The 19,698-nt window shown below is 55.1% G+C and carries 15 protein-coding genes; 7 read left to right on the top strand and 8 right to left on the bottom strand.

Going from position 1 to position 19,698, the window contains the following annotated elements:
- Positions 1 to 222 precede the first annotated feature (222 nt).
- On the top strand, positions 223 to 1,281 hold the full coding sequence (locus tag JZX87_RS08695) for a hypothetical protein (RefSeq protein ID WP_206825091.1): 1,059 nt from the start codon (positions 223 to 225) through the stop codon (positions 1,279 to 1,281).
- 140 nt (positions 1,282 to 1,421) lie between these two features.
- Here JZX87_RS08695 and JZX87_RS08690 read toward each other — a convergent pair whose 3' ends face one another.
- The 3 genes from JZX87_RS08690 to JZX87_RS08680 all read right to left on the bottom strand — a co-directional run bounded on the left by JZX87_RS08690 (position 1,422) and on the right by JZX87_RS08680 (position 6,487).
- The gene (locus tag JZX87_RS08690) at positions 1,422 to 3,104 is read right to left on the bottom strand and encodes a hypothetical protein (RefSeq protein WP_206825090.1); all 1,683 of its coding nucleotides are present in this window, start codon (positions 3,102 to 3,104) and stop codon (positions 1,422 to 1,424) included.
- Positions 3,101 to 3,943: a hypothetical protein gene (locus JZX87_RS08685; protein ID WP_206825089.1), complete on the bottom strand. Its 843-nt coding sequence runs from the start codon at positions 3,941 to 3,943 to the stop codon at positions 3,101 to 3,103. The genes JZX87_RS08690 and JZX87_RS08685 overlap by 4 nt, the downstream gene beginning before the upstream one ends.
- Before the next feature lie 69 nt (positions 3,944 to 4,012).
- Positions 4,013 to 6,487, bottom strand: coding sequence for a rhamnosyltransferase WsaF family glycosyltransferase (locus JZX87_RS08680; protein WP_206825088.1), 2,475 nt, complete (start codon positions 6,485 to 6,487; stop codon positions 4,013 to 4,015).
- Between the two features lie 143 nt (positions 6,488 to 6,630).
- Here JZX87_RS08680 and JZX87_RS08675 point away from each other — a divergent pair, with 143 nt between their 5' ends.
- The 5 genes from JZX87_RS08675 (at position 6,631) to JZX87_RS08655 (ending at position 13,486) form a co-directional block, all read left to right on the top strand.
- Complete coding sequence (locus JZX87_RS08675) at positions 6,631 to 8,562, top strand: pectate lyase family protein (RefSeq protein WP_206825087.1); 1,932 nt, start codon at positions 6,631 to 6,633, stop codon at positions 8,560 to 8,562.
- Between the two features lie 106 nt (positions 8,563 to 8,668).
- The gene (locus JZX87_RS08670; RefSeq protein WP_206825086.1) at positions 8,669 to 9,409 is read left to right on the top strand and encodes an ABC transporter permease; all 741 of its coding nucleotides are present in this window, start codon (positions 8,669 to 8,671) and stop codon (positions 9,407 to 9,409) included.
- A gap of 955 nt (positions 9,410 to 10,364) precedes the next feature.
- Entirely contained in the window at positions 10,365 to 11,069 is a 705-nt protein-coding gene (locus JZX87_RS08665; protein ID WP_206825135.1) for a GntR family transcriptional regulator, read from the top strand.
- A gap of 105 nt (positions 11,070 to 11,174) precedes the next feature.
- Positions 11,175 to 12,137: a dihydrodipicolinate synthase family protein gene (locus tag JZX87_RS08660; protein ID WP_206825085.1), complete on the top strand. Its 963-nt coding sequence runs from the start codon at positions 11,175 to 11,177 to the stop codon at positions 12,135 to 12,137.
- 95 nt (positions 12,138 to 12,232) lie between these two features.
- Complete coding sequence (locus JZX87_RS08655; RefSeq protein ID WP_343062448.1) at positions 12,233 to 13,486, top strand: NAD(P)/FAD-dependent oxidoreductase; 1,254 nt, start codon at positions 12,233 to 12,235, stop codon at positions 13,484 to 13,486.
- A 98-nt stretch (positions 13,487 to 13,584) separates the two neighbouring features.
- Here JZX87_RS08655 and JZX87_RS08650 read toward each other — a convergent pair whose 3' ends face one another.
- Complete coding sequence (locus tag JZX87_RS08650) at positions 13,585 to 14,160, bottom strand: hypothetical protein (RefSeq protein ID WP_206825084.1); 576 nt, start codon at positions 14,158 to 14,160, stop codon at positions 13,585 to 13,587.
- Positions 14,161 to 14,412: 252 nt separating this feature from the next.
- Here JZX87_RS08650 and JZX87_RS08645 point away from each other — a divergent pair, with 252 nt between their 5' ends.
- Positions 14,413 to 16,191: a putative bifunctional diguanylate cyclase/phosphodiesterase gene (locus JZX87_RS08645; protein WP_206825083.1), complete on the top strand. Its 1,779-nt coding sequence runs from the start codon at positions 14,413 to 14,415 to the stop codon at positions 16,189 to 16,191.
- Positions 16,192 to 16,254: 63 nt separating this feature from the next.
- Here JZX87_RS08645 and JZX87_RS08640 read toward each other — a convergent pair whose 3' ends face one another.
- The 4 genes from JZX87_RS08640 to JZX87_RS08625 form a co-directional block, all read right to left on the bottom strand.
- On the bottom strand, positions 16,255 to 17,097 hold the full coding sequence (locus JZX87_RS08640; protein WP_206825082.1) for an oxidoreductase: 843 nt from the start codon (positions 17,095 to 17,097) through the stop codon (positions 16,255 to 16,257).
- 201 nt (positions 17,098 to 17,298) lie between these two features.
- Positions 17,299 to 18,591, bottom strand: coding sequence for a UDP-N-acetylglucosamine 1-carboxyvinyltransferase (murA, locus tag JZX87_RS08635; RefSeq protein ID WP_206825081.1), 1,293 nt, complete (start codon positions 18,589 to 18,591; stop codon positions 17,299 to 17,301).
- A gap of 104 nt (positions 18,592 to 18,695) precedes the next feature.
- Complete coding sequence (locus tag JZX87_RS08630; RefSeq protein ID WP_206825080.1) at positions 18,696 to 18,941, bottom strand: hypothetical protein; 246 nt, start codon at positions 18,939 to 18,941, stop codon at positions 18,696 to 18,698.
- Between the two features lie 84 nt (positions 18,942 to 19,025).
- Complete coding sequence (locus JZX87_RS08625) at positions 19,026 to 19,697, bottom strand: SDR family oxidoreductase (RefSeq protein WP_206825079.1); 672 nt, start codon at positions 19,695 to 19,697, stop codon at positions 19,026 to 19,028.
- Between the last annotated feature and the right edge of the window lies 1 nt (position 19,698).

Below are 19,698 nucleotides of genomic sequence, written 5' to 3'. Positions count from 1 at the left end.
ATTCAATCAACTTAATGGAATATCGCGAAACACAACACTCTCCTTGGTTGTGAAACTAGAGAGAGAACCCATAACCTTCTCATCGTGACTACGAATCTTGTAGGACGCTCAAAAGCCGGGGACAGAACACTGATCAAATTTTCGGCGCACTCGGAGAGTTATAAGATTTTGCGAGCGCTACGATATTTTGGTAAAGAGCGCAGACTGATTGTCACGAGCAGAATGGCCGATATGAATTTTTGTGTGTATCACGATATTGGAACTGAGATACACGGTTATCTTGTCCCCGATGGCTTCTCGTCGACTCCTGTCGTTCGCGTGAGACTGAACGGAGCAGAAGCGACCACGGACCTTCCCACGTGGGTATATATTGACGGAGCACGGAAGCAGGGCTTCCACGAAACAGGAAATGTGGGTTTTATCCTGACGGATGAAAATGTTCCTGGAATGAGCGCTGCGCCACAGGTCGAGCTTTCCGACCCTATCAGTGAATTGGTCTTCTACCGACGCGCGCAACCCGGACAATTCTTGCCTAAAAAAGTCCTACGAGTTGAGACCTCGATAGTGCCCCATAACGAAATTGATTTTGCCTTGCGACCACGTTTTCAATTCTATGCAGACAGGGCAGAGCACTACGGTTTTGAAACCGTTAGACAGATGCTTGAAATTATCCATCAGCCATCAGTTTATGTTTCTGGTCGACTTATGGTTAAAAACTTCTGGACTTATATTAATTACAATATCGAAGTTTCAATGATATCGGTTCAGAATCCCTACGTTGAATTAGCAGCAAGGTTAGCGGTCTTCAGTCGGCTAAGAAAATCTGGATTTCGATTTATATCGCCACGCGATAAGGTCCTATTTAAACCGGTTGTAGAGTATTTCGATGATATTGATATTCAAAACGAGCAGGTTCTCAATCGGGCGCTTGCTTCGGCGCCGAAACATATTCTGGCGCTGCTTTCTTCGCCGCTCACCCAACAGCTTGTTGGCTCTACCCCGTCGGATGTTGCTGGCCTGAATGATATTCCGAAGGCGCTGGATGTACTCTCTCAGTTTGATGTCTTCGACAGCGGCAACGACCTCGCCTCATATCCTAAACTAATAGCGGACGCGCTAGCTATTTCGTCAGACGATATACCGATGCGGGGTGCATCCGAATTCATCCTTAAAATTGCAGAGACACTTCGTGCAAATTCTCGTGTCGGTCACCTTCTAGAAGCAGACTTGATCCTTCATCACTTTATTGCCAAGGCCGGAACAAGGGCCGAAGCATCCTAAAATAAGCGGCATGTTGACAGACACAGCTCGCTCAGTCTTGAACCTCGACAGCCATGAGAGGCTGAATGAAGCACGGCGCAAAAACCGTCCAACGTAGACTCCAATGCGTGGCGTTTTTCTGCAATCACGAACATAACCAATCACAGGACTGCGCTATTCAGGCCGTTTTCTTTTTTATCGATAAGTGATCTTAGCGCGGCACCTAATGTGGCATACAGTTTTAGCTGCGATGCAAGGTCACACTCCATGCTATCGATTATCATAGGCGAGATGCCATTCATTTCTAATGCGTCAAGAGCTCCCTTACATTGAGCGCCGAGAGACGCAACATGCGCGATTTCGGGCAGAAGATAAATCGGCAACTCCGCCCTATCATAGTTCCCTGCGGCGGCGAGCGCGCATAACGACTGCTTCAAGCCATTATCGAGCCATTGTCGTGCGCCAACGGCGTCGTCATTCGATAGACAATCGAAGGCCACCTGCTGGCAGGCTGAAATAGTTTTTGTTGCCAACGTCGGCGAGTGACGACTGAATGGACTACGTCCGCATCGCTCGAAAAATCCGCGCGCAACAGTGGAATGTCCGAAACGTTGATGAAACAATCCTATAACATAATTGAGCGAAACAGACCACCGGACGCGAAGCGGCGAAGCGTCGTCAGCAATCATCAAGAAGGGGCGGCATAAATCCTCCATAGGGGAAAACTCATCTATGTCGGCCCCTCTACTCAACATTATGTAGAGCTTTACACACAGAGCGGCTGCCACGTCGACGTCAGACCGGTTTGAACCCATGACGCTTGCAGTCAGTTGCTCAAGCTCATCGACGTTCGCCAGGCGAGTATCCACAGATATCATCGACTTGAGTAAGGATGGGTCCTGATTAGCACCGCCTTGATCATGACTATCCAATAAGGAGAATCCATCGAACGTTGATTGTGTCTCAGGAACGGCGGGCAGGCACATGTAACTAAGCGCCTGCCAACCTGCAACCCAATAGCGTTGATCCGAAAGCTTGTAACGCATCCACCTAGAGTTGATTTCATGCGCTTGGCGCTGATCCGGAACAACAAGTAACTCTGGGATGAGGTTGCTGTCACCCAATTCCAACGCGGCCCGCTCACACCCAAATTCCATGTCAGCCTCGGACCGTATTAGCACCCAGAGCCTGCCACCCGGTAGCAACAAGTCACCGTATTTCGGCAGTATATTTTGACTCAGCTGCCGGATCCTCTGTAGATCAGAGACAAACACAACAAAATCTACAGCCGTCTTTTCCTCGATTGTATCCAAATATAATATACTTGGCCCAAGAATATTGTCTTTCAGTATCCTGCCAAAAATGGGTGCGCTGTCCCCCACGACAAGAATGCGCGGACGAATAGGTGCTAATTTGACGATATTCGATAAGAGGGATGCTATCTCTTCTGCATTTTCGACAAGAAGCTCTGGCTCATTCGCGATGGCTAAAACGCAAAAGTAAAGATCATATCGTCGGGAGAAAAGATCATAGGCACTCGCCCGTGGATGCAGACGAAAGCCGCAAGTGTATGCTAATTTAAGGACAGATCGGCATTCATCTTGGGATCGCGTGACGACGACCCACCCTTTCAAAGCCTGTTTCCGCAGACTTAGCATCTCGTCGGCGCGTGTGGGTACACGATCTACTAGTACATAATCGTATGTCTCGTCGGCCTCGGCCTCAAATGCAATTAAGCCAAGAGAACGAAGCTCTGCGACAAGTGGAGCGGCGAAGGTAGTCGCGCATCCGAACGTACCGAACCCGAATGCAGATAAAGTGGAGTGCGCGAAATCAGCAATCATTCCTCTGGTAACTCTACATCCTGAATTGCTTGCACAACATGAGTGATAATCGACATCCGTGCTGCCGCATTCGATCCGGCGCAACAGAGCATCCTTTGTAAACAATCTGCGAACAGGGACGCCCGACGGAAGACTATCGAATGGTTGTTTGAACCTGCAACAAATATTTCAACGTCTCGAGCCCGAGTTAGATGAGCTAGATGCAAGTGATCCATCCAAAAGTGACTGGTATTGGGATTTCCGTACTCTGAAGCTGAAAAAATAGCTGCCGCGGCACCGGTGCGATCTACCCTATTGTACAGATCAGCAATATCAAGAATATAGTCGGGCGTGCTCTGTACATTCAGTTCTCGACTGATGTTGAATTTTCCCTTCATGTCTTTGTCGTGAAATGTCTGCGGCGAGCATGCGAGCACGTCACAATGGGGTATTAAGGCCCCGATTGCTAGAGCAGCGTACCCCCCTGATGATTGACCAAATGCCAAGCATCGCCGACTTACCACATGTTCGAGCAGGAACTTTGCAATGCCCTCAATATCAGGAAGAAGTTCTGACCCTCCATACCACCAGCTCAACGTGTCCTGAAAATAAAAGACGCGAGATCCAAGTGATCGAGCGACTGACAGCATCGAAAAGCGCTCAAGATTCCCCGCGAAAACTATGAGGTCTGTCTCACAACTTCCGTCGCCTTCGAACACTACACAACCCAACCGATCAGACAGATTATTGAGATCATTAACGAGAAGCCGCAACTCATCAATCGGGATATGTGACAATGGCGTCTGAGAGTACCTCAGCGGGACGCCATTGCTTTTCGTCTCTTCAAAAAAAACGCTCAACGTCCAACGCCCTCTCTCAAACTATAAGGTAGACCTCTACCTACAACTAGGTTTTCGGGAAAGCCCACCTCACTCCGTAGCTTTCGCTTTCATCAACCCCTCGTACAACCCGCGATGCTTCGCCGAGATCACCAAACGCCGCATTTCTCGCTCTTTGGCATCCAGCCCATACAAGGCCGCGGAATTTTGGAAGGCTTTTTGTTCATTATCGATCACTCGACGAACCTCCTCTTCGTTCGAAGCGGCCAGTTCGTAGCCGAAATGCTTGTAGAAGAAGTAGGATTCGGTCGAGGCCCTTTTATAGGTCTCTATCTCGTCGAAGTCGTGCGAATGGTAAACAGTAGCCGTCGGTGCGTAAATTTTGCTATGTCCGGCTTCTATAATCGACTGCGCCCATACCTGATCTTCGCCATAGTCAACTTCGGGATACGGCATTTCTCTCCAGATTGAGCGCCTCATGCAGGAATTGTTGTCGCTGTAGAAATGGAGGATTTGTCGCCATCCTTTGTCACCTGACTCCCATTTCTCAGCGTTTGTAAACTTGCTCACAATCAACGGGTACTTTTCGAACCCTTCGAAGTGATTCGTGATTTCATCTTGAATGTATGTGGGATGGTCAGGATATGGCAGATGGCGACCAAATAGCCCTGCGGCAGATGGGAAATGCTCCATCATCTGGTACACATCGTTCGCCCAGTAAGTCGTCGCCGGAATTGCATCTTGCGTTAGAAACGCGATGTATGGGCTTGTCCCTAATGAGGCGCCCAAATTCCGAGTGCGGCCGTGCTGGAATTCGCTTTGCGGAATTGAATGGAGGATAATGTCGTCTTGCTGTGCGAGCCACTCAGCCGTTCCGTCATTAGAACTGGAGTCGACGCAATAGATTTTCATTCGGGAATAAAGGGTTTGATCTCGGAGGGCATCGATAACCTTTTTCACCTCGCTTAAGCCATTAAATGTCGGAATTACCACGTCGAGAACACTTTTCATTGCCCTATTAACGTCGACTGCAGAGGCCCCCAACCTCTCATAAATTGCGTCTTCGACAGCTTGAGCGGACTTCTCCCATCTGAGGTGCCCGACCCACTCGAGCGCTCGAATAGACTGCTGTTCTCGCTTGATAGGAGACTCCAACAGTTCAGCTACGGCGTCCTTGATGGCGCTGGGCAGCGGGTCTGCGAGCGTAACAACGTCAGGCGGAAATATCGCTCGAGTGCTGTCGCCATCCAGTTCAATAACGGGTAGCCCGCAAGCCATCATTTCCTGCGGCACCAATGAGTAGTTCGTGGCTGAGAAACATATCCCGACGTCGCATTGATTGTAGAGCGCTGCTAGAGCTCGGCTATCTAGGATGCCATGATTCCAAGCTTGATAATTCGCCTCATTGAATGGAAGCTGTTCCTGGCCGAAGAAATGCACTTCAAAATCATCACGTTCTTCCGCGAGCAGCTCCAAAGCCACAAGTGCCATATTTACACAGCGACGCGTGGTAAATGAACGCGAATAAACCGCAATCTTTATTTTCTCACGATCACCCACTCTAACAACAGATTTGTCATCAAAGTATATTTCGGGATCATATGCCAAATCGAAGCTTCTAGACCACCGATTGTACTTGTCAGACATCAAATTCTGGAGCCATTTGCCTGCGCATATGCACGCGAGATCTAGCTCGTAAGTGCGTCGAGCCAAGATGCTCTCAGCACCGGTTGCATAAAACTCCGGCTCGTGATCCTGTACAAAATAGAATTTTGCATTGAAGTTCTGGGCGGCTGCTACAGTGAAGGCAGTATTCCACCCGGTGGCTATCAGCGCATCACCACTTCCATCGACAATACCTTTCTCAGCTATTTTAACTTCCGCTCCAACGCACTGGAAATACTTCACTATATCGTCGTAGGCCTCGGCGGCTGTGGCGTGGAATACGTTATCTAAGATCCAAATAGTGCATTTGTGACCCAACGCTTCGAGCAAATGCACCATGCGGAATATTGTCATGTGTCCACCGCCGCCGCGAGTGAAATCGGGAATGACCCAATGTATGCTCAACTGTCCGGAGGACTTAGGAGCGATCAGAGAGGGAGGGGTTACAACTTGTCTAAGACTTGAAATCGTGCGTAATTGCGCATCAGCAGAAGCCGCATGCTTGCTGTAAGCTAATGGAATCGCTCCGTCCGGCTGGCCCCGTCGGCCTTCTTTTTTCCCAGCAATGATATAATGAATGAAGGGGCTCAGATTGTACTCTGCGATGTCAGGATACGCGTTCAAGTAGTACCGAGTTGAGAAATCCGGCGATGGATCACGACCCTCCTGCCATCCTCGACTAAGATAGTGAGTGACAGGGTCTACTCCGGCAGCTTCGACATCTGGGTTGCGCGCGAGATAAAATCTCACGTCAAAATAGGGACTTACCGTCCTGATATCATCAGCTGAAACTGCACTTGGAATTTGTCTAGAGGATGATGCCCTCGAAATACCAGACTTGCCGCTTAAAGCTGCGATCGCACTCTTGGCTCGGCGAATCCTCTTCATTATTGCGCGCATTAGAAAATCTCTCTGGTAGTTTTAAACATCGAACCGCTTAGAGCGTTATGGGCCTCAATCAGTCAAGCAGAAACCACAAGAGCAACAGCTCGTTCACGTTGTGACAAATGGCCTGAAAGCTCGACGACTTCGCAGGAGATGGCATGAAACGACGAGACTTCTTCCAGCGCACCTTAGGGGCTGCAAGCAGCGCTTCTGTGATAAATTGTTCCACCCTGCTACGCACTGAAAATCTGTCGCCATTTTTGCTTGATGGTGATTCTCCGCAGCCCCAAACTAGTATGGATCCGGCGACCCGAAACGGTGGAGCGAGAGCCACCCCTGCCAGTAGTACGGCGATCTCTTGTTTGGATTTCGGAGCCGTACCAGACTTCCATGGGGAACAGTTCGGTACAGATGTCATTCCGGCGATAAAGGCAGCAGTCGAAGCGGCGTTGTCCACGGTGGGTGATGGCTGCGAGATACATCTACCTCCAGGACGCTATCGAGCATCCACTTCCGCAGTAATAGATCTACGAGGTAGGCGTCATGTGACACTCAATTTTGCAGGATCGATAACTACCGATCCCTCTGCAATGACTGTTTTGACTTTTGTTAACGGCTTTGACATCCGCATTAACGCTACGATGCTAGAAGGTGGAATATTTGACGGCTGGGAAGCTGATCGTCCTTATCGTGCAAACTATCTTGAGTCCGCGAACGTTGCACGTGACGGCGGCCAAGAAGCCATTTGCATACAAGGTATTTTTGGTTGCGAATTGGACCTTCGCGCGTACGGCTACGCCGGAAGATTGCTGAGAACTACAGAAAGAGCCGATCAATCACATCCACCGACTGGTGCATTCAGCGGGCGACTGGAAACAGGGCGCCATAGCAACCTCCAAAAGGCCCGTGTCGCTCAAGTCCTGTGGGCAGACAGTGGCACTGAAGTGGGAACGGGAAATTGGGGGTCGCTTGAGCGGGTAGTTTGCGACTTCGACTATTTCCCGCCGGTCTGGACTAATCTGAATGACATCGAAATTGCAACCTTTGATTGCGCTTTCGCTGTGGCCGGTCCCGAATTCCGTGGCTGCGTAGTTGTCGAAGGAAATTATTGGTACGTTGGCGATCTAGATGGCGGCAATCTCTCTAACCACATCACCTTTAAGCCATCATCTGAAAGGAAGTGTGAGGCGCTTAGAGTTTCGCGAATGCGTTTTTTGAACCGAGGAGTTGGTCTTTACGTGGACGGTGCAAGTCGCTTTGATTTTTCTCTAGATCATTCCTCAGGTCATCACTCTCCTCTTTGGGCAGCGGCACAGCTCAAAGACGCCCGGAATGGCAGTGTGACTGTAACGGCCAGCGGTTACGGAGAACGCCTGATTTTGATAAGAGGTGCGGATAGCGATAACCTACGAGTGACGCCTATTGACCAGAATTTCCGAGCATCAGACAATATGGTAGAGGTCAGCGAAGATGTGCACGGACTGATCCTTATAGACCGTCCACTTCTTCAAAATGTGCTTCACTCAAAAGCGCGTATCGCAGTCCGGAGCCATTCACAAGTTATCATAGATACACCGGTGTTCCTTGGAGACGATGGGGCTATCTTCGATCTAGTTGATGGGAACCAGGTTTTCGTGAGGGGCAGCTTTCATCGTGGCGAGGCGATCCTCGCGCGCAACTCCCCGCCTAGACATTTCAACTCTGGCGGCAACGATGCTTTGCTTATCCAGGACCTCCGGATAAATGCAGGAAGCAACACTCACGGCGACGGCGGTGAGATTACATTTGGTATTGGCTTGGGCGCATTCTCAAAGTCCGCGCCCATGGCAATCCTGAAAAGCAAACTAAGCAATGCAACTGACACAGAGCTGCAGGGCGGGCTGTCAATGCAATTTCGCCATATAGGGAACAAGATATATGACGGGTTCGAAGTCTCCGCAAGCATGACAGAGAACGAAACCGTGGGTGTCCTTCTTACAGTTGAGCACGGCCGATACGTACCAAAACGGATCAAAATGTCTGAACCGGACCCGATCAATGGTAGGCGTCTCCTATATGTAGACGGATCACAGGACGACCCAATAGAATGACGACCACTGGCGCTACCAGTGACCTTGACGCAACTCCGATCCCAATAAGGCCTTCAAACCCATGGTTACAACTAACGCGATCGCTTTCAAGCGCATGTTGAATGTGATGAACGCAGTAATCATGCGGGACATTAGAAGCCGTTTTTTTAACCATGGGCTCGGCTTCCTCATCCCTCCACTGATGCCCGTTGCTCACGCTCTGATACTGTTAACTATCTACACATTTACATCAAGAACAGCTGTATTCGGCGAGGATCTTCTGTTGTTCTTTGCTACAGGTCTCGTTCCTGCTTTGACGTTTACGTACATTTCCAGGTTCATGGCAGTCTCTATAGTTGCCAATAAAGGAATGCTCTCATTCCCTGCCGTCCACCTCCTCGATATCGTTCTCTCAAGAAGCTTTCTCGAGATGGTTAGTATCATGATTTCGATCGTCGTGATGTTTGTGATCCTACTAAGTGTTGGGTCGGACCCCTACCCGGCTTTTCCTGCACAAGCGCTCATCGCAATGGTCTTCACGGCTATTCTGGCTATAGGGGTCGGAATTGTAGCGAGCGTTATTTCCTCGATTATCCCCATTTTCTCAATGATTTACTCTATATCTATGGCCTTAGTGTACGTAACTTCCGGCGGCCCAATTTATCTCCATACCGCTCCGGAGAAAGTACTGTACTTGTGTTCTTTCAATCCTGTTTTCCATGCCGTCGCGTGGATGAGAAGCGCATACTACATCGGTTACCCTACACAATATTTCAGCGAAACGTATCTCATTGCGTGGTGCCTGCTCAGTGTTACAGTTGGACTTTTGTTGGAGCGCTATCTCAAGAAATTCGTCTTGAACGCGTAACACGGTCACCCGCCTCATTCGCGAAGCCCCTCCTTTAGGAAAGTCACCAAAGTTTATCGGTTGTTCGACGTTAAGTGGCCTCATTCCTCGACCTGTGGCTCCCGGCGGCCAGCAGTCCGGCAAGGCATAACCGGACTTGACTGCTTTTAACGTCCGTCCGTTCAACCACTCAAGCGAAGGAAAGCCATATCGGCCGAGCCAAATTTGCGGGATGGCTCGATGTAGCTGAATGCGTGGCGGGGCAGCCTCGCGCAGGTTAGGTTATATATTTCTCTTTCTTTGAGTTTGGTGGGCATATCTGCCCCCCTTCATCGGCCACATTTGACCGGCTTTGCACGGATAGAGGGGGAAACTTTGTCCGTCTTTTCGCGTGCCTCAGATGCGTGTAAATTCGATGTTCCAGGGGGCGATATTCCGTGTTGTGCCCGATGCCATTTCCCCACCGGATCTCACCAGTCATTGATCTCAAGCTCGCAGATTGCGCTGAATGGTCTTGACGCTCTTGCAGGTCGCGTCTGCAATCGGTCACTAGGACGGCCACGCCTTCTCGCACGCAACGACCGCAAGAACTGCCTCGAAGAACGACACTCGATCTATAAATGGAAGACAAGGTGGATTCCAACCCACGGACGCTTTCACGTACACACGCGTTCTAGGCCTGCGCCTTAAACTACTCGGCAAACTGTCCTAAAAAATATTCCATGTCACTGTGGACTCAAAAACGTTGGAACGGCGAGTTTTCGGGCCTGCCTGCTGGCGGACGGCAAGAGAAGCAGGCGCCTCAATTTGCCCGGCATCAACTTTCCTGCGTGTTTGATGAGGGTCTGCTACATGCCTCGAGGTGGCAATCTGGCATGGCGGTCGGAAAGGCCGCAAAGATCGCGCGCCTTTCGCTTAACGCACCCCTTCTAATACGCTAAGACGAAAAGACATCATGTCGACACGCGAGGCGCAAATGACCCATGACGATTCGAGCCAGATTACGGAACGCAAGCGCGGCTCCGGGGTCAAACTGGTCTATGATCTGTTGCGCGACGAAATTCTCGACCTGAAGCTTTCGCCCGGCAGCGCGATCGACGAGGTTCAACTCGCAGCGCGTTTCGGCATGTCGCGCACGCCGATCCGCGAGGCTTTGGTGCGGCTTGCCGGCGAAGGGCTGATCGAGACCCTGCCGAACAGATCGACCATGGTGTCGAATATCGATTTTCTCGGCATGCCCGCCTATTTCGATGCGCTTGTGCTTATGTACCGCGTCACCACCCGGCTGGCGGCGCAGCATCACAGGGCGGACGATCTTCTTCTCATCCGCGAGCGACAGGCAGAGTTCAGCGCGGCGGTGGCGGCGCAGGATGCGCTGGCGATGATCGCCACCAATGCCGATTTTCATTCGGCCATCGCTGCTGCCGGCCGCAATGCCTATTACGCCAGCTTCTTCGACCGGCTGCTCGGCGAGGGACGGCGCATGCTGCGCCTCTATTACCAGTCCTACGAGGATCGCCTGCCGCCGCGTTATGTCGATGAGCACGAGGAAATCATCGCCGCCGTCGAGGCACGCGACGTGGCCGAGGCAGACCGTCTCGGCAAGGCGCATGGCGAGCAGATCGTTGAACAGATCGGCCGGCTTCTTACCCGCAACGACCGCCTCGATATTGATCTTTGACATCTTGTATTTTTTTTGTCGACAAAGAAAATGGAAGGAGTATTCTCTCTATCCAAGGGCTAGGGATCGTCTCCGCCGGCCGTTTTGATATCGAGGATTTGCAAGATGAAATCGAAGATTTTCTCCGGCGTCGTACCGGCACTGATGACCCCCTGCAAAAGCGACCGCACGCCGGATTTCGACGCGCTGGTTGCCAAGGGCAAGGAGCTGATCGAAGCGGGCATGTCCGCCGTCGTCTATTGCGGCTCGATGGGTGACTGGCCGCTTCTGACGGACGCGCAGCGCATGGAAGGCGTCGAGCGCCTGGTGAAGGCCGGCATTCCGGTCATCGTCGGCACCGGCGCGATCAACTCCGCTTCGGCCGTTGCCCTTGCCGCGCACGCCCAGAAGGTTGGCGCTCAAGGGTTGATGGTCATCCCGCGCGTCCTTTCGCGCGGTTCGGTGATTTCCGCCCAGAAGGCGCATTTCAAGGCGATCTTGTCGGCGGCTCCGGATCTTCCGGCGGTCATCTACAACAGCCCCTATTACGGCTTTGCCACCCGCGCCGACCTGTTCTTCGCGCTGCGCGCAGAACATCCGAACCTTGTCGGCTTCAAGGAATTCGGTGGTCCGGAAGACATGCGTTATGCGGCCGAAAACATCACCAGCCGTGACGACGACGTGACGCTGATGATCGGTGTCGATACCGCCGTCTACCACGGTTATGTCAATTGCGGCGCAACCGGCGCCATCACCGGCATCGGCAATGTTCTGCCGAAGGAAGTGCTGCATCTTTGCAATCTCGCCCAGGCTGCCGCCAAGGGCGATGCGGATGCGCGCGTTCGCGCCAAGGAGCTGGAAGAGGCGCTCGGCGTGCTCTCCTCCTTCGACGAAGGCCCGGATCTGGTGCTCTATTTCAAGCACATGATGGTGTTGAAGGGGAACAAGGAGTTCTCGCTCAACTTCATCGAGACCGACGTGCTTTCCGACAGCCAGCGCGGTTATGTCGAGGCACAGCTGAAACTCTTCGACAGCTGGTATGCCGACTGGAGCAAGCTGCCCGGCGCAGTTCAGACCTGCAAGGCCTGATATTCGAACACGCAAAGCCCTCCCACAAGGAGGGCTTTGTCACATAACAAGGGGAAGATGCGCGAAGCCGCAAACGGCCGCGTGAGGTTGGGACGATCAGGGAAATGGCAAGGTCGGATATAGTCGTCATCGGGGCGGGGGTCGTCGGCCTTTCCGTCGCCATCGCTGCGCAGATGCGCGGTTTCAACGTTACGGTCATCGACCGGGAGGGTCCGGCGGCGGGCGCTTCGGCGGGCAATGCAGGCGCTTTCGCCTTTACCGATATCCTCCCGCTTGCCTCCCCCGGCATCCTGAAAAAAGCGCCGAAATGGCTGCTCGATCCGCTTGGGCCGCTTTCCATTCCGCCCGCTTATGCACTCAACATCGCGCCTTGGATGTTCCGCTTCTGGCGCGCCTGTTCGGCCTCGCGCGTGGCGCATTCGACCAGCGCCCAGACGGCACTGATGGATCTTTCCAAGGCCGAGCTCGAGCCCTTCCTGTCGGCCACCGACACGCTTTCCATGCTGCGCAAGGAAGGCAATCTGCAGGTCTATGAAAGCGATGCAGAATTCCGCACCTCGCTGCCCGGCTGGGAAGCACGCGAAGAGCACGGTATCGAGTTCCAGCACATGGATGCCGCCGAGATGGCCGGTATCCAGCCGGGGATCGCGCCCCGCTTCATCCGCGGCACGTTCACGCCCGGCTGGTATTCGATCGCCGATCCGAAACTCTACACGCTGGTGCTTGCCGAGAATTTTCGCGCCCGCGGTGGCGTCGTCGAGATTGCCGAGGTCAAGGCTTTGCGCCCGGTTTCGGATGGCGTCGAGATCGTGCTTGCCGGCGATGTTGCACGCTTGGCCGGCAAGGTCGTGCTTGCGGCCGGCGCATTCTCGCATCGCATTGCGCGCACACTTGGTGAAAACATACCGCTCGAGACCGAGCGGGGCTACAACACCACCCTCCCCTCAGATGCGCTCGACCTGCGCACGCAGGTCACATTCGGCGGCCATGGCTTTGTCGTCACCCGCCTGACCAGCGGCATCCGTGTCGGTGGCGCGGTGGAGCTCGGCGGGCTGTCATTGCCGCCGAACTACGCGCGCTCGGAAGCGATGCTGAAAAAGGCGAAGAGCTTTCTGCCGGGCCTGAAAACCGAAGGCGGCGTACAGTGGATGGGCTTTCGGCCGTCCATGCCGGACAGCCTGCCGGCAATCGGCCGGGCCAAGGCGACTGCGAACGTCGTCTACGCCTTCGGCCACGGCCATCTCGGCCTCACCCAATCGGCAGGCACGGCAAGGCTCGTGGCGGATCTCCTGCAGGATCAGTCACCCGCCATGGATCTTACAGCGTTTTCGCCCAGCCGTTTCGGCTAAAGCAATTCCAGCAAAAATGGGAACCGGTTTTGCGTCCGGAATTGCGGTAAAATGAAGAGATAGAGCGGTTTCGCGTTTCGAAGAAAAGCGGAAGTGCTCTAGGCTCGCAACACGCCGGTAATCAGCGTCACGGATACGACAGCCAGCCAGATGGAGGCCGCACGCTGGACCAGCAGCAACCGCCTGTTGCCGCCATCACCCGCCTGGGTCAGCCGGCCGAAGCCACCCCACAGCATGGCAACGACCATGACCATGATGCAGAAGGCGAAAAGGCGCGGCAGGAACTGACTGTCGGCGGGGGACGGTAAAAGCACGAGGCCGAAAATCAGGGCTTTGGGGTTGAGCACGGTGGTGAGATAGACACGGCTAGCGGTCACGCCGCTGCCGTTTTGCGCATCGCCCGGCATGCGCCAGAGCCTGACTGCCAGGAACATGACCCACACAGCCGCAACCACTTTCAATGCGACGGAAGCGGAAGGAAAACGGGCGAGAAGTTCCGCGCCCAACCATGTCAGCGGCAGGATCGCCGTCAGGTAACCGGCAAGTTCCGCGGGCAGAAGCCTCGCCGAGGCGCCAAGGCCGCCGCGCGCGCCGGCAATGCCCATCAGCGTATTCGTCGGCCCCGGCGCCAGCAGAAGCGCAAGAACAGCGGAGAGGAAGGCAAAATATGTCATGTGCAGATAGGATTCCCCAAAAGCTGCCCGGACGCTAGGGCGCGGGTCGGTGCGAAACATTGACCTGCGTCACCTTCGCAACCATATTTCTCAACAATATCGATGTTTTATAATAATTACGCCCACCAGAATAACCTTATACTTACCTTTCAACGGACATCATCGGAACATTCAATATCCAAGTCATTTAGAACCGGGAAATTTTGACGGATGGCAGTCGGGAGGGGACGACTTCAGCAGGAAATACTGGATATGCTTGCTCGCGGTTGCTCGGTAAGGGAGGCCGGCAATCATATCTGCAGCCATGCCGAACAGATGGCCGAAGGCGTGCTCTGCTCGCTGGTCACCGTCGATCGCAGCGGCCATCTGCATCCTTTGGCCGGCCCCACAATTTCGAAAGAGTATTCGGCAGCACTGGACGGTATTGCGATCGGGCCGGGTGTCGGGTCCTGCGGTACTGCCGCCTTTCTCGGTCAGCCGATCGCGGTCGAGAATATCTTCACCGATCCTTACTGGCTGCCGTATCGGGCGCTCGCAGATATTCTGGCAAGAGAGCACGAGGTCAAGGCCTGCTGGTCGAGCCCGATCCTGCAGAGCGACGGTCGTGTGCTCGGTGCCTTCGGTTTCTACTACAAGGAAAACCGGGGACCGACCGAAGACGAGCGTATGATCGTTGCCGAATGCGTCGACCTCTGTTCGCTAGTGCTTGAACGCGAAGAGATGAAGGCTGAGAACCAGCGACTTGCCTATTTCGATATCCTCACAGGGTTGGGCAATCGCGCCAATTTCATCAGAACGGTCGAGGAGAGGGCGAAGAACAATCCCGATCCGTTCGGTATCCTCTTGATCGATATCGATCATCTGGGACAGATCAACGATGCCTTCGGCCACACGACGGGCGACCGGCTGATCCTCGAGGCGGCGCATGCGATCACGCGGATCATCGGGCCTGAGAAAAGCTTCAGAGTCGATGCCGACGAATTTGCGGTGCTGATCGACAATGATCCGTCGGATCTGGCCGCGGTCTGCACAAGCATCCTGGACGCGATGGCAGAGCGCAGCCTGCAGGAAAACAGCCACACACTTCGCCTCTCGGCAAGTTGCGGCGGCGCCATCTGCGACCCGTTGCATCCGTCCGGCGTTCCGTCCTATCTGCAACATGCCAATCTCGCGCTTCATCATGCGAAACAGACTGCGCGCGGCAGTTTCGTTCTTTACAGTGACGAGCTTGCCGGCGCGGTGACGGAACGTTTTCGTGTCCTTCAAACCGTTACCAACGCGCTTATCGAAGGGCGTATCGAGCCGCATTACCAACCGATCGTCCGGCTAGACACCAAGGAGATAGTCGGGCTGGAAGCGCTTTGCCGCGTGCGTACGGCGGACGGACAGGTTCTCTCGGCCGGAATGTTTGCGGAAGCCTTGCAGGATGCCTCGCTTGGCCATCAGTTGACGAACCTCATGCTGAAGCAGGTTGCCGGCGACATGCGCTCATGGCGCGATCAAGATCTTCCGCTTTCCTATGTCAGCGTGAATGTGTCGATGGCGGATTTCGATCAGGGAGACCTGCGGGCGCGGATCAGCCAGATCTTCTCACAGGAAAAGGTGCCGCCTGAACAGGTCGTCGTTGAAGTCACCGAGACGGTCTATATGGACGAACGCGACAGCAAGGTCGGCCAGACGATCGAAGGCATGCGGGCCGATGGATTGCTGGTGGCACTTGACGATTTCGGCACCGGTTATGCCTCGCTTACCCATCTCCTGAATTTCCCGGTCGATATCGTCAAGATCGACAAGAGCTTCGTCGATCGCATGTCGGGCGGTCCCGGCGAGGTGATCATCAAGGCGCTGCTCGGCATGGCGAGCGGACTGGGTGTTCGCATGGTGGCGGAAGGTGTCGAGACAACAGATCAGGCACTTCGCCTGCAGCGTCTCGGTTGCGGTTTTGCACAGGGGTATCTGTTTGGTCGACCCGCAGACCGCGACACGACAACCGAAATCCTTCGACGTCAGGCGCAGCAGCGATCGGCTTGAAGAACACAACAAAAGGCCGGAGCGAATATCACGCCCCGGCTTCGTTCAATGGATGTCAAAAGCTTATTTCGGGAAATCTGCCGAAAGGCTGACATCTTTCCAGCTCTCGATTTCGGCAAGGCGCTCCGCAAGTTTGCCGGTGATGCCGTTATAGGCAAGTTCACCGAGCACCAGATGGCGCGGTGGGTTTTGCGTTTCAGTCGCCTTGATCATCGCCTCGCCGGCACGAACCGGATCGCCCGGCTGCTTGCCGCTATAGCCGGCGGTCGTGGTCATGCGGCTACCGGCCGTCTCCTGATAGTCGGCGATTTTCACCGGTGTCTGCTTCAACGAACGGCCTGCCCAATCGGTACGGAAAGGCCCCGGCGCCACGCAGGTCACCTTGATGCCGACCGGCCCGCCTTCGGCGGCAAGCGCATCGGAAAAGCCCTCGACCGCATGTTTGGTGGCGGCGTAATAGCCCGATCCGGCAAAGCCGATGAAACCGGCCTGTGAGGTCAGGTTGAGGACATGTCCCTTACGACGGGTGCGCATGCCGGGCAGGACGGCACGCGTCATGGCGAATAGTCCGAAGACATTGGCGTCGAACATGTCCCTGATTTCGGCTTCTTCACCTTCCTCTAGCGAGGCCTGATAGCCGTAGCCTGCGTTGTTCACCAACACATCAATGCGGCCGAATTTTTCTTCCGCAGCCTTTACCGCCGCCTCGATCTGGGCCTGATCCGTGACGTCGAGATCGACGGCCAGTGCATTGTCATAACCAGCCACCAGATCGGCAAGCCTGCTCTTGTCGCGGGCGGTGACGACGGTCGGCCAGCCGCGATCGAGCGTCAGCTTGGCGAGTTCGCGGCCAAAGCCGGTCGAGCAGCCGGTAATAAACCAGACGGGAAAAGAAACGTCAGCCATTGGGAAATCTCCGATGAGAGCAATTCCAGCAAAAGTGGGCGCAGGTTCTGCATGCGGAATTGCGTTGAAACAGAAAGACCAAGCCGGATCATAAAGATGAGGCGGGAGGAAATTGGGACGCCGCTTCAACATATGGATACGAAAAAGGACGGCAAGGGTTTCCTTGCCGTCCTTTCAAAGACTTCGTGATCTGGGCGACGATCAGTCGCTGACGCGTTCGACGATTGCGCCGCAGCGGGTGAGCTTCTCTTCCAGACGCTCAAAACCGCGATCGAGGTGGTAGACGCGGCTGACCATGGTGTCGCCTTCGGCGGCAAGGCCGGCGATGACGAGCGACACGGAGGCGCGCAGGTCGGTCGCCATGACCGGGGCACCCTTCAGCTTGGAAACGCCTTCGATGCGCGCCATCTGGCCCGAGAGCGAGATCTTGGCACCTAGGCGGGCCAGTTCCTGCACGTGCATGAAGCGGTTTTCGAAGATGGTTTCAGTCACATGCGAGACACCCGAGGAACGGGTCATCAGCGCCATGAACTGCGCCTGCAGGTCGGTCGGGAAGCCCGGGAAGGGTTCGGTGACGATATCGACCGGCTGGATGCCGTTACCGTTGCGCACGACGCGCAGGCCGCTTTCGGTGTCGGTGATTTCCGCACCGGCGAGGCGCAGCGTGTCGAGTGCATTGTCGAGCAGCGAGGCGCGCGTGCCCGTCAGCGTCACGTCACCACCGGTCATGGCGACGGCCATGGCATAGGTGCCGGTCTCGATACGATCCGGCAGCACGCGGTGACGCGCGCCATGCAGGGAGGAGACGCCTTCGATGGTGATGGTCTTCGTGCCGGCGCCGGTGATCTTGGCGCCCATGGCGATCAGGCAATCCGCCAGATCGACGATTTCCGGCTCGCGCGCAGCATTGTCGATGACGGTCGTGCCCTTGGCGAGCGTTGCTGCCATCAGCAGAACATGGGTCGCTCCGACGGACACCTTGGGGAAGGTGTATTGCGCGCCGACGAGACCGCCCTTGGGGGCCGATACGTTGACATAACCGCCGTCGATCTCGATCTCGGCGCCAAGCGCTGCAAGGCTTTCGAGGAAGAGGTCGACCGGACGCGTGCCGATGGCGCAACCACCGGGCAGCGAGACGCGGGCCTTGCCTTCACGCGCCAGAAGCGGGCCGATGACCCAGAAGGAGGCGCGCATCTTCGAGACCAGCTCGTAAGGAGCGGTGGTGTCGACAATCGTGCGGCAGGTGAACTGTATGGTGCGGGCGTAGCTGTCGGTCTGGCCTTCGCGGCGGCCGTTGACGGAAATATCGACGCCGTGGTTGCCGAGAATGCGCAGAAGCTGCTCGACGTCTGCCAGATGCGGCACGTTTTCAAGCGTCAGGGTGTCGCTGGTCAGAAGCGAGGCGATCATCAGCGGCAGGGCGGCGTTCTTGGCGCCGGAAATCGGAATGATGCCGTTCAGCTTGTTGCCGCCGGTAATGCGAATGCGATCCATGGTTGAAAAACTTTCCCTCTCACGCTCAGAAGGTCGCGTCCTTAGACGAAAACCCCTGGCGCTTCAATGTTTCTAAATCTGGTGACGTCCCGTGACCGCTATAGTCAGGATGATTCGTCCGATTTTGCGGCAGACGGCGTGGATGCCGGAAGTCCCTGTGTATCGTCCGCTTCGCCGGCGCGGCGAGCGCGGGCCTGTCCCTTGCGACGCATCAGATTTTCGCGAAGTTTTGCAGCGGCCTTTGCCTTGCGATCGGCCTCTCGCGCCGCCTGCGCCCTGCGGGCGCGATCACCGCGGCTTTCGCCCCTTGCAGGGCTGTCATCATCATTTACGTCGTCATTTTCGGCCATGGATGTCCATAACCAAAAAGCCCGGAAAACAAAAGCGCACCCAGTGTTTTTATCACCGGGTGCGCAATGCTGGAACGGACTGTCTCACGCGAGCGAGAAGGGTTCCACCGGCGTGTCGCAACTCATCCGGTTGCGATCGACAGCGGCAAACGCATGGCGGGATGTCGCGGGGTCACGCAGCACCCGGGAGGCAAGCAGTGCGACATCGGCACGGTGGATGAAACCGTGGACCTGAGGGTTGCGGGTCAGCAGCCCATTGCCCGTGGCGGCTTCGGAGACGAGGCCGCCCGGACGCAGGATCGTCCAGTCGAGACCGCTCTCTTTCAACCTGTCTTCGGCAAACGTCTTGGCGTCGACGACCGCACCGAAGGCCGCGATCGCTCTTTCCGACCGATAGGGCGCCATGTCTCCGCAGCCCATGGAGGTGATGAAGACAAAGCGCCCTGCCCTGCCACTCGCAGCCGTCGCTTCGATGACGTTGATATTGCCTTCGTCATCGACAAGCCGGCCATCCTCGCCTCGCCCGCTCAATGTCGAGACGACATCGAACGGACCGGGCAGGTGCGCCAGCGCCTGCTCTATCTCGGGCCGCGACAGGGCATCGCCGCGCAGGATCTCGACGCCGATTTCCTGCAGATGCCGGGCATCCGATTGCGGCCTCAACATCGCGATAACCGGACGACCGGCGGCACGCTCGAGCCGCACCAGTTCGAGGCCGACGCCGCGGCTTGCGCCGAAAATCAGAAGCGGCCGCATG

Source organism: Agrobacterium sp. Ap1 (genome assembly GCF_017313375.1).
Lineage (GTDB): Bacteria > Pseudomonadota > Alphaproteobacteria > Rhizobiales > Rhizobiaceae > Neorhizobium > Neorhizobium cellulosilyticum.
The sequence above is the reverse complement of the archived record's forward strand: the minus strand, read 5'-3'. Positions and strand labels throughout refer to the sequence as shown.

What these genes read in the sequence shown, in the direction of transcription:
- JZX87_RS08675 (WP_206825087.1), top strand. Translation starts at nt 6,631, where the DNA reads ATGAAACGACGAGACTTCTTCCAGCGCACCTTAGGGGCTGCAAGCAGC.
- JZX87_RS08670 (WP_206825086.1), top strand. Translation starts at nt 8,669, where the DNA reads ATGAACGCAGTAATCATGCGGGACATTAGAAGCCGTTTTTTTAACCAT.
- JZX87_RS08640 (WP_206825082.1), bottom strand. Translation starts at nt 17,097, where the DNA reads ATGGCTGACGTTTCTTTTCCCGTCTGGTTTATTACCGGCTGCTCGACC.
- JZX87_RS08680 (WP_206825088.1), bottom strand. Translation starts at nt 6,487, where the DNA reads ATGCGCGCAATAATGAAGAGGATTCGCCGAGCCAAGAGTGCGATCGCA.
- murA (WP_206825081.1), bottom strand. Translation starts at nt 18,591, where the DNA reads ATGGATCGCATTCGCATTACCGGCGGCAACAAGCTGAACGGCATCATT.
- JZX87_RS08660 (WP_206825085.1), top strand. Translation starts at nt 11,175, where the DNA reads ATGAAATCGAAGATTTTCTCCGGCGTCGTACCGGCACTGATGACCCCC.
- JZX87_RS08630 (WP_206825080.1), bottom strand. Translation starts at nt 18,941, where the DNA reads ATGGCCGAAAATGACGACGTAAATGATGATGACAGCCCTGCAAGGGGC.
- JZX87_RS08645 (WP_206825083.1), top strand. Translation starts at nt 14,413, where the DNA reads ATGCTTGCTCGCGGTTGCTCGGTAAGGGAGGCCGGCAATCATATCTGC.
- JZX87_RS08690 (WP_206825090.1), bottom strand. Translation starts at nt 3,104, where the DNA reads ATGATTGCTGATTTCGCGCACTCCACTTTATCTGCATTCGGGTTCGGT.
- JZX87_RS08650 (WP_206825084.1), bottom strand. Translation starts at nt 14,160, where the DNA reads ATGACATATTTTGCCTTCCTCTCCGCTGTTCTTGCGCTTCTGCTGGCG.
- JZX87_RS08665 (WP_206825135.1), top strand. Translation starts at nt 10,365, where the DNA reads ATGACCCATGACGATTCGAGCCAGATTACGGAACGCAAGCGCGGCTCC.
- JZX87_RS08625 (WP_206825079.1), bottom strand. Translation starts at nt 19,697, where the DNA reads ATGCGGCCGCTTCTGATTTTCGGCGCAAGCCGCGGCGTCGGCCTCGAA.
- JZX87_RS08695 (WP_206825091.1), top strand. Translation starts at nt 223, where the DNA reads ATGGCCGATATGAATTTTTGTGTGTATCACGATATTGGAACTGAGATA.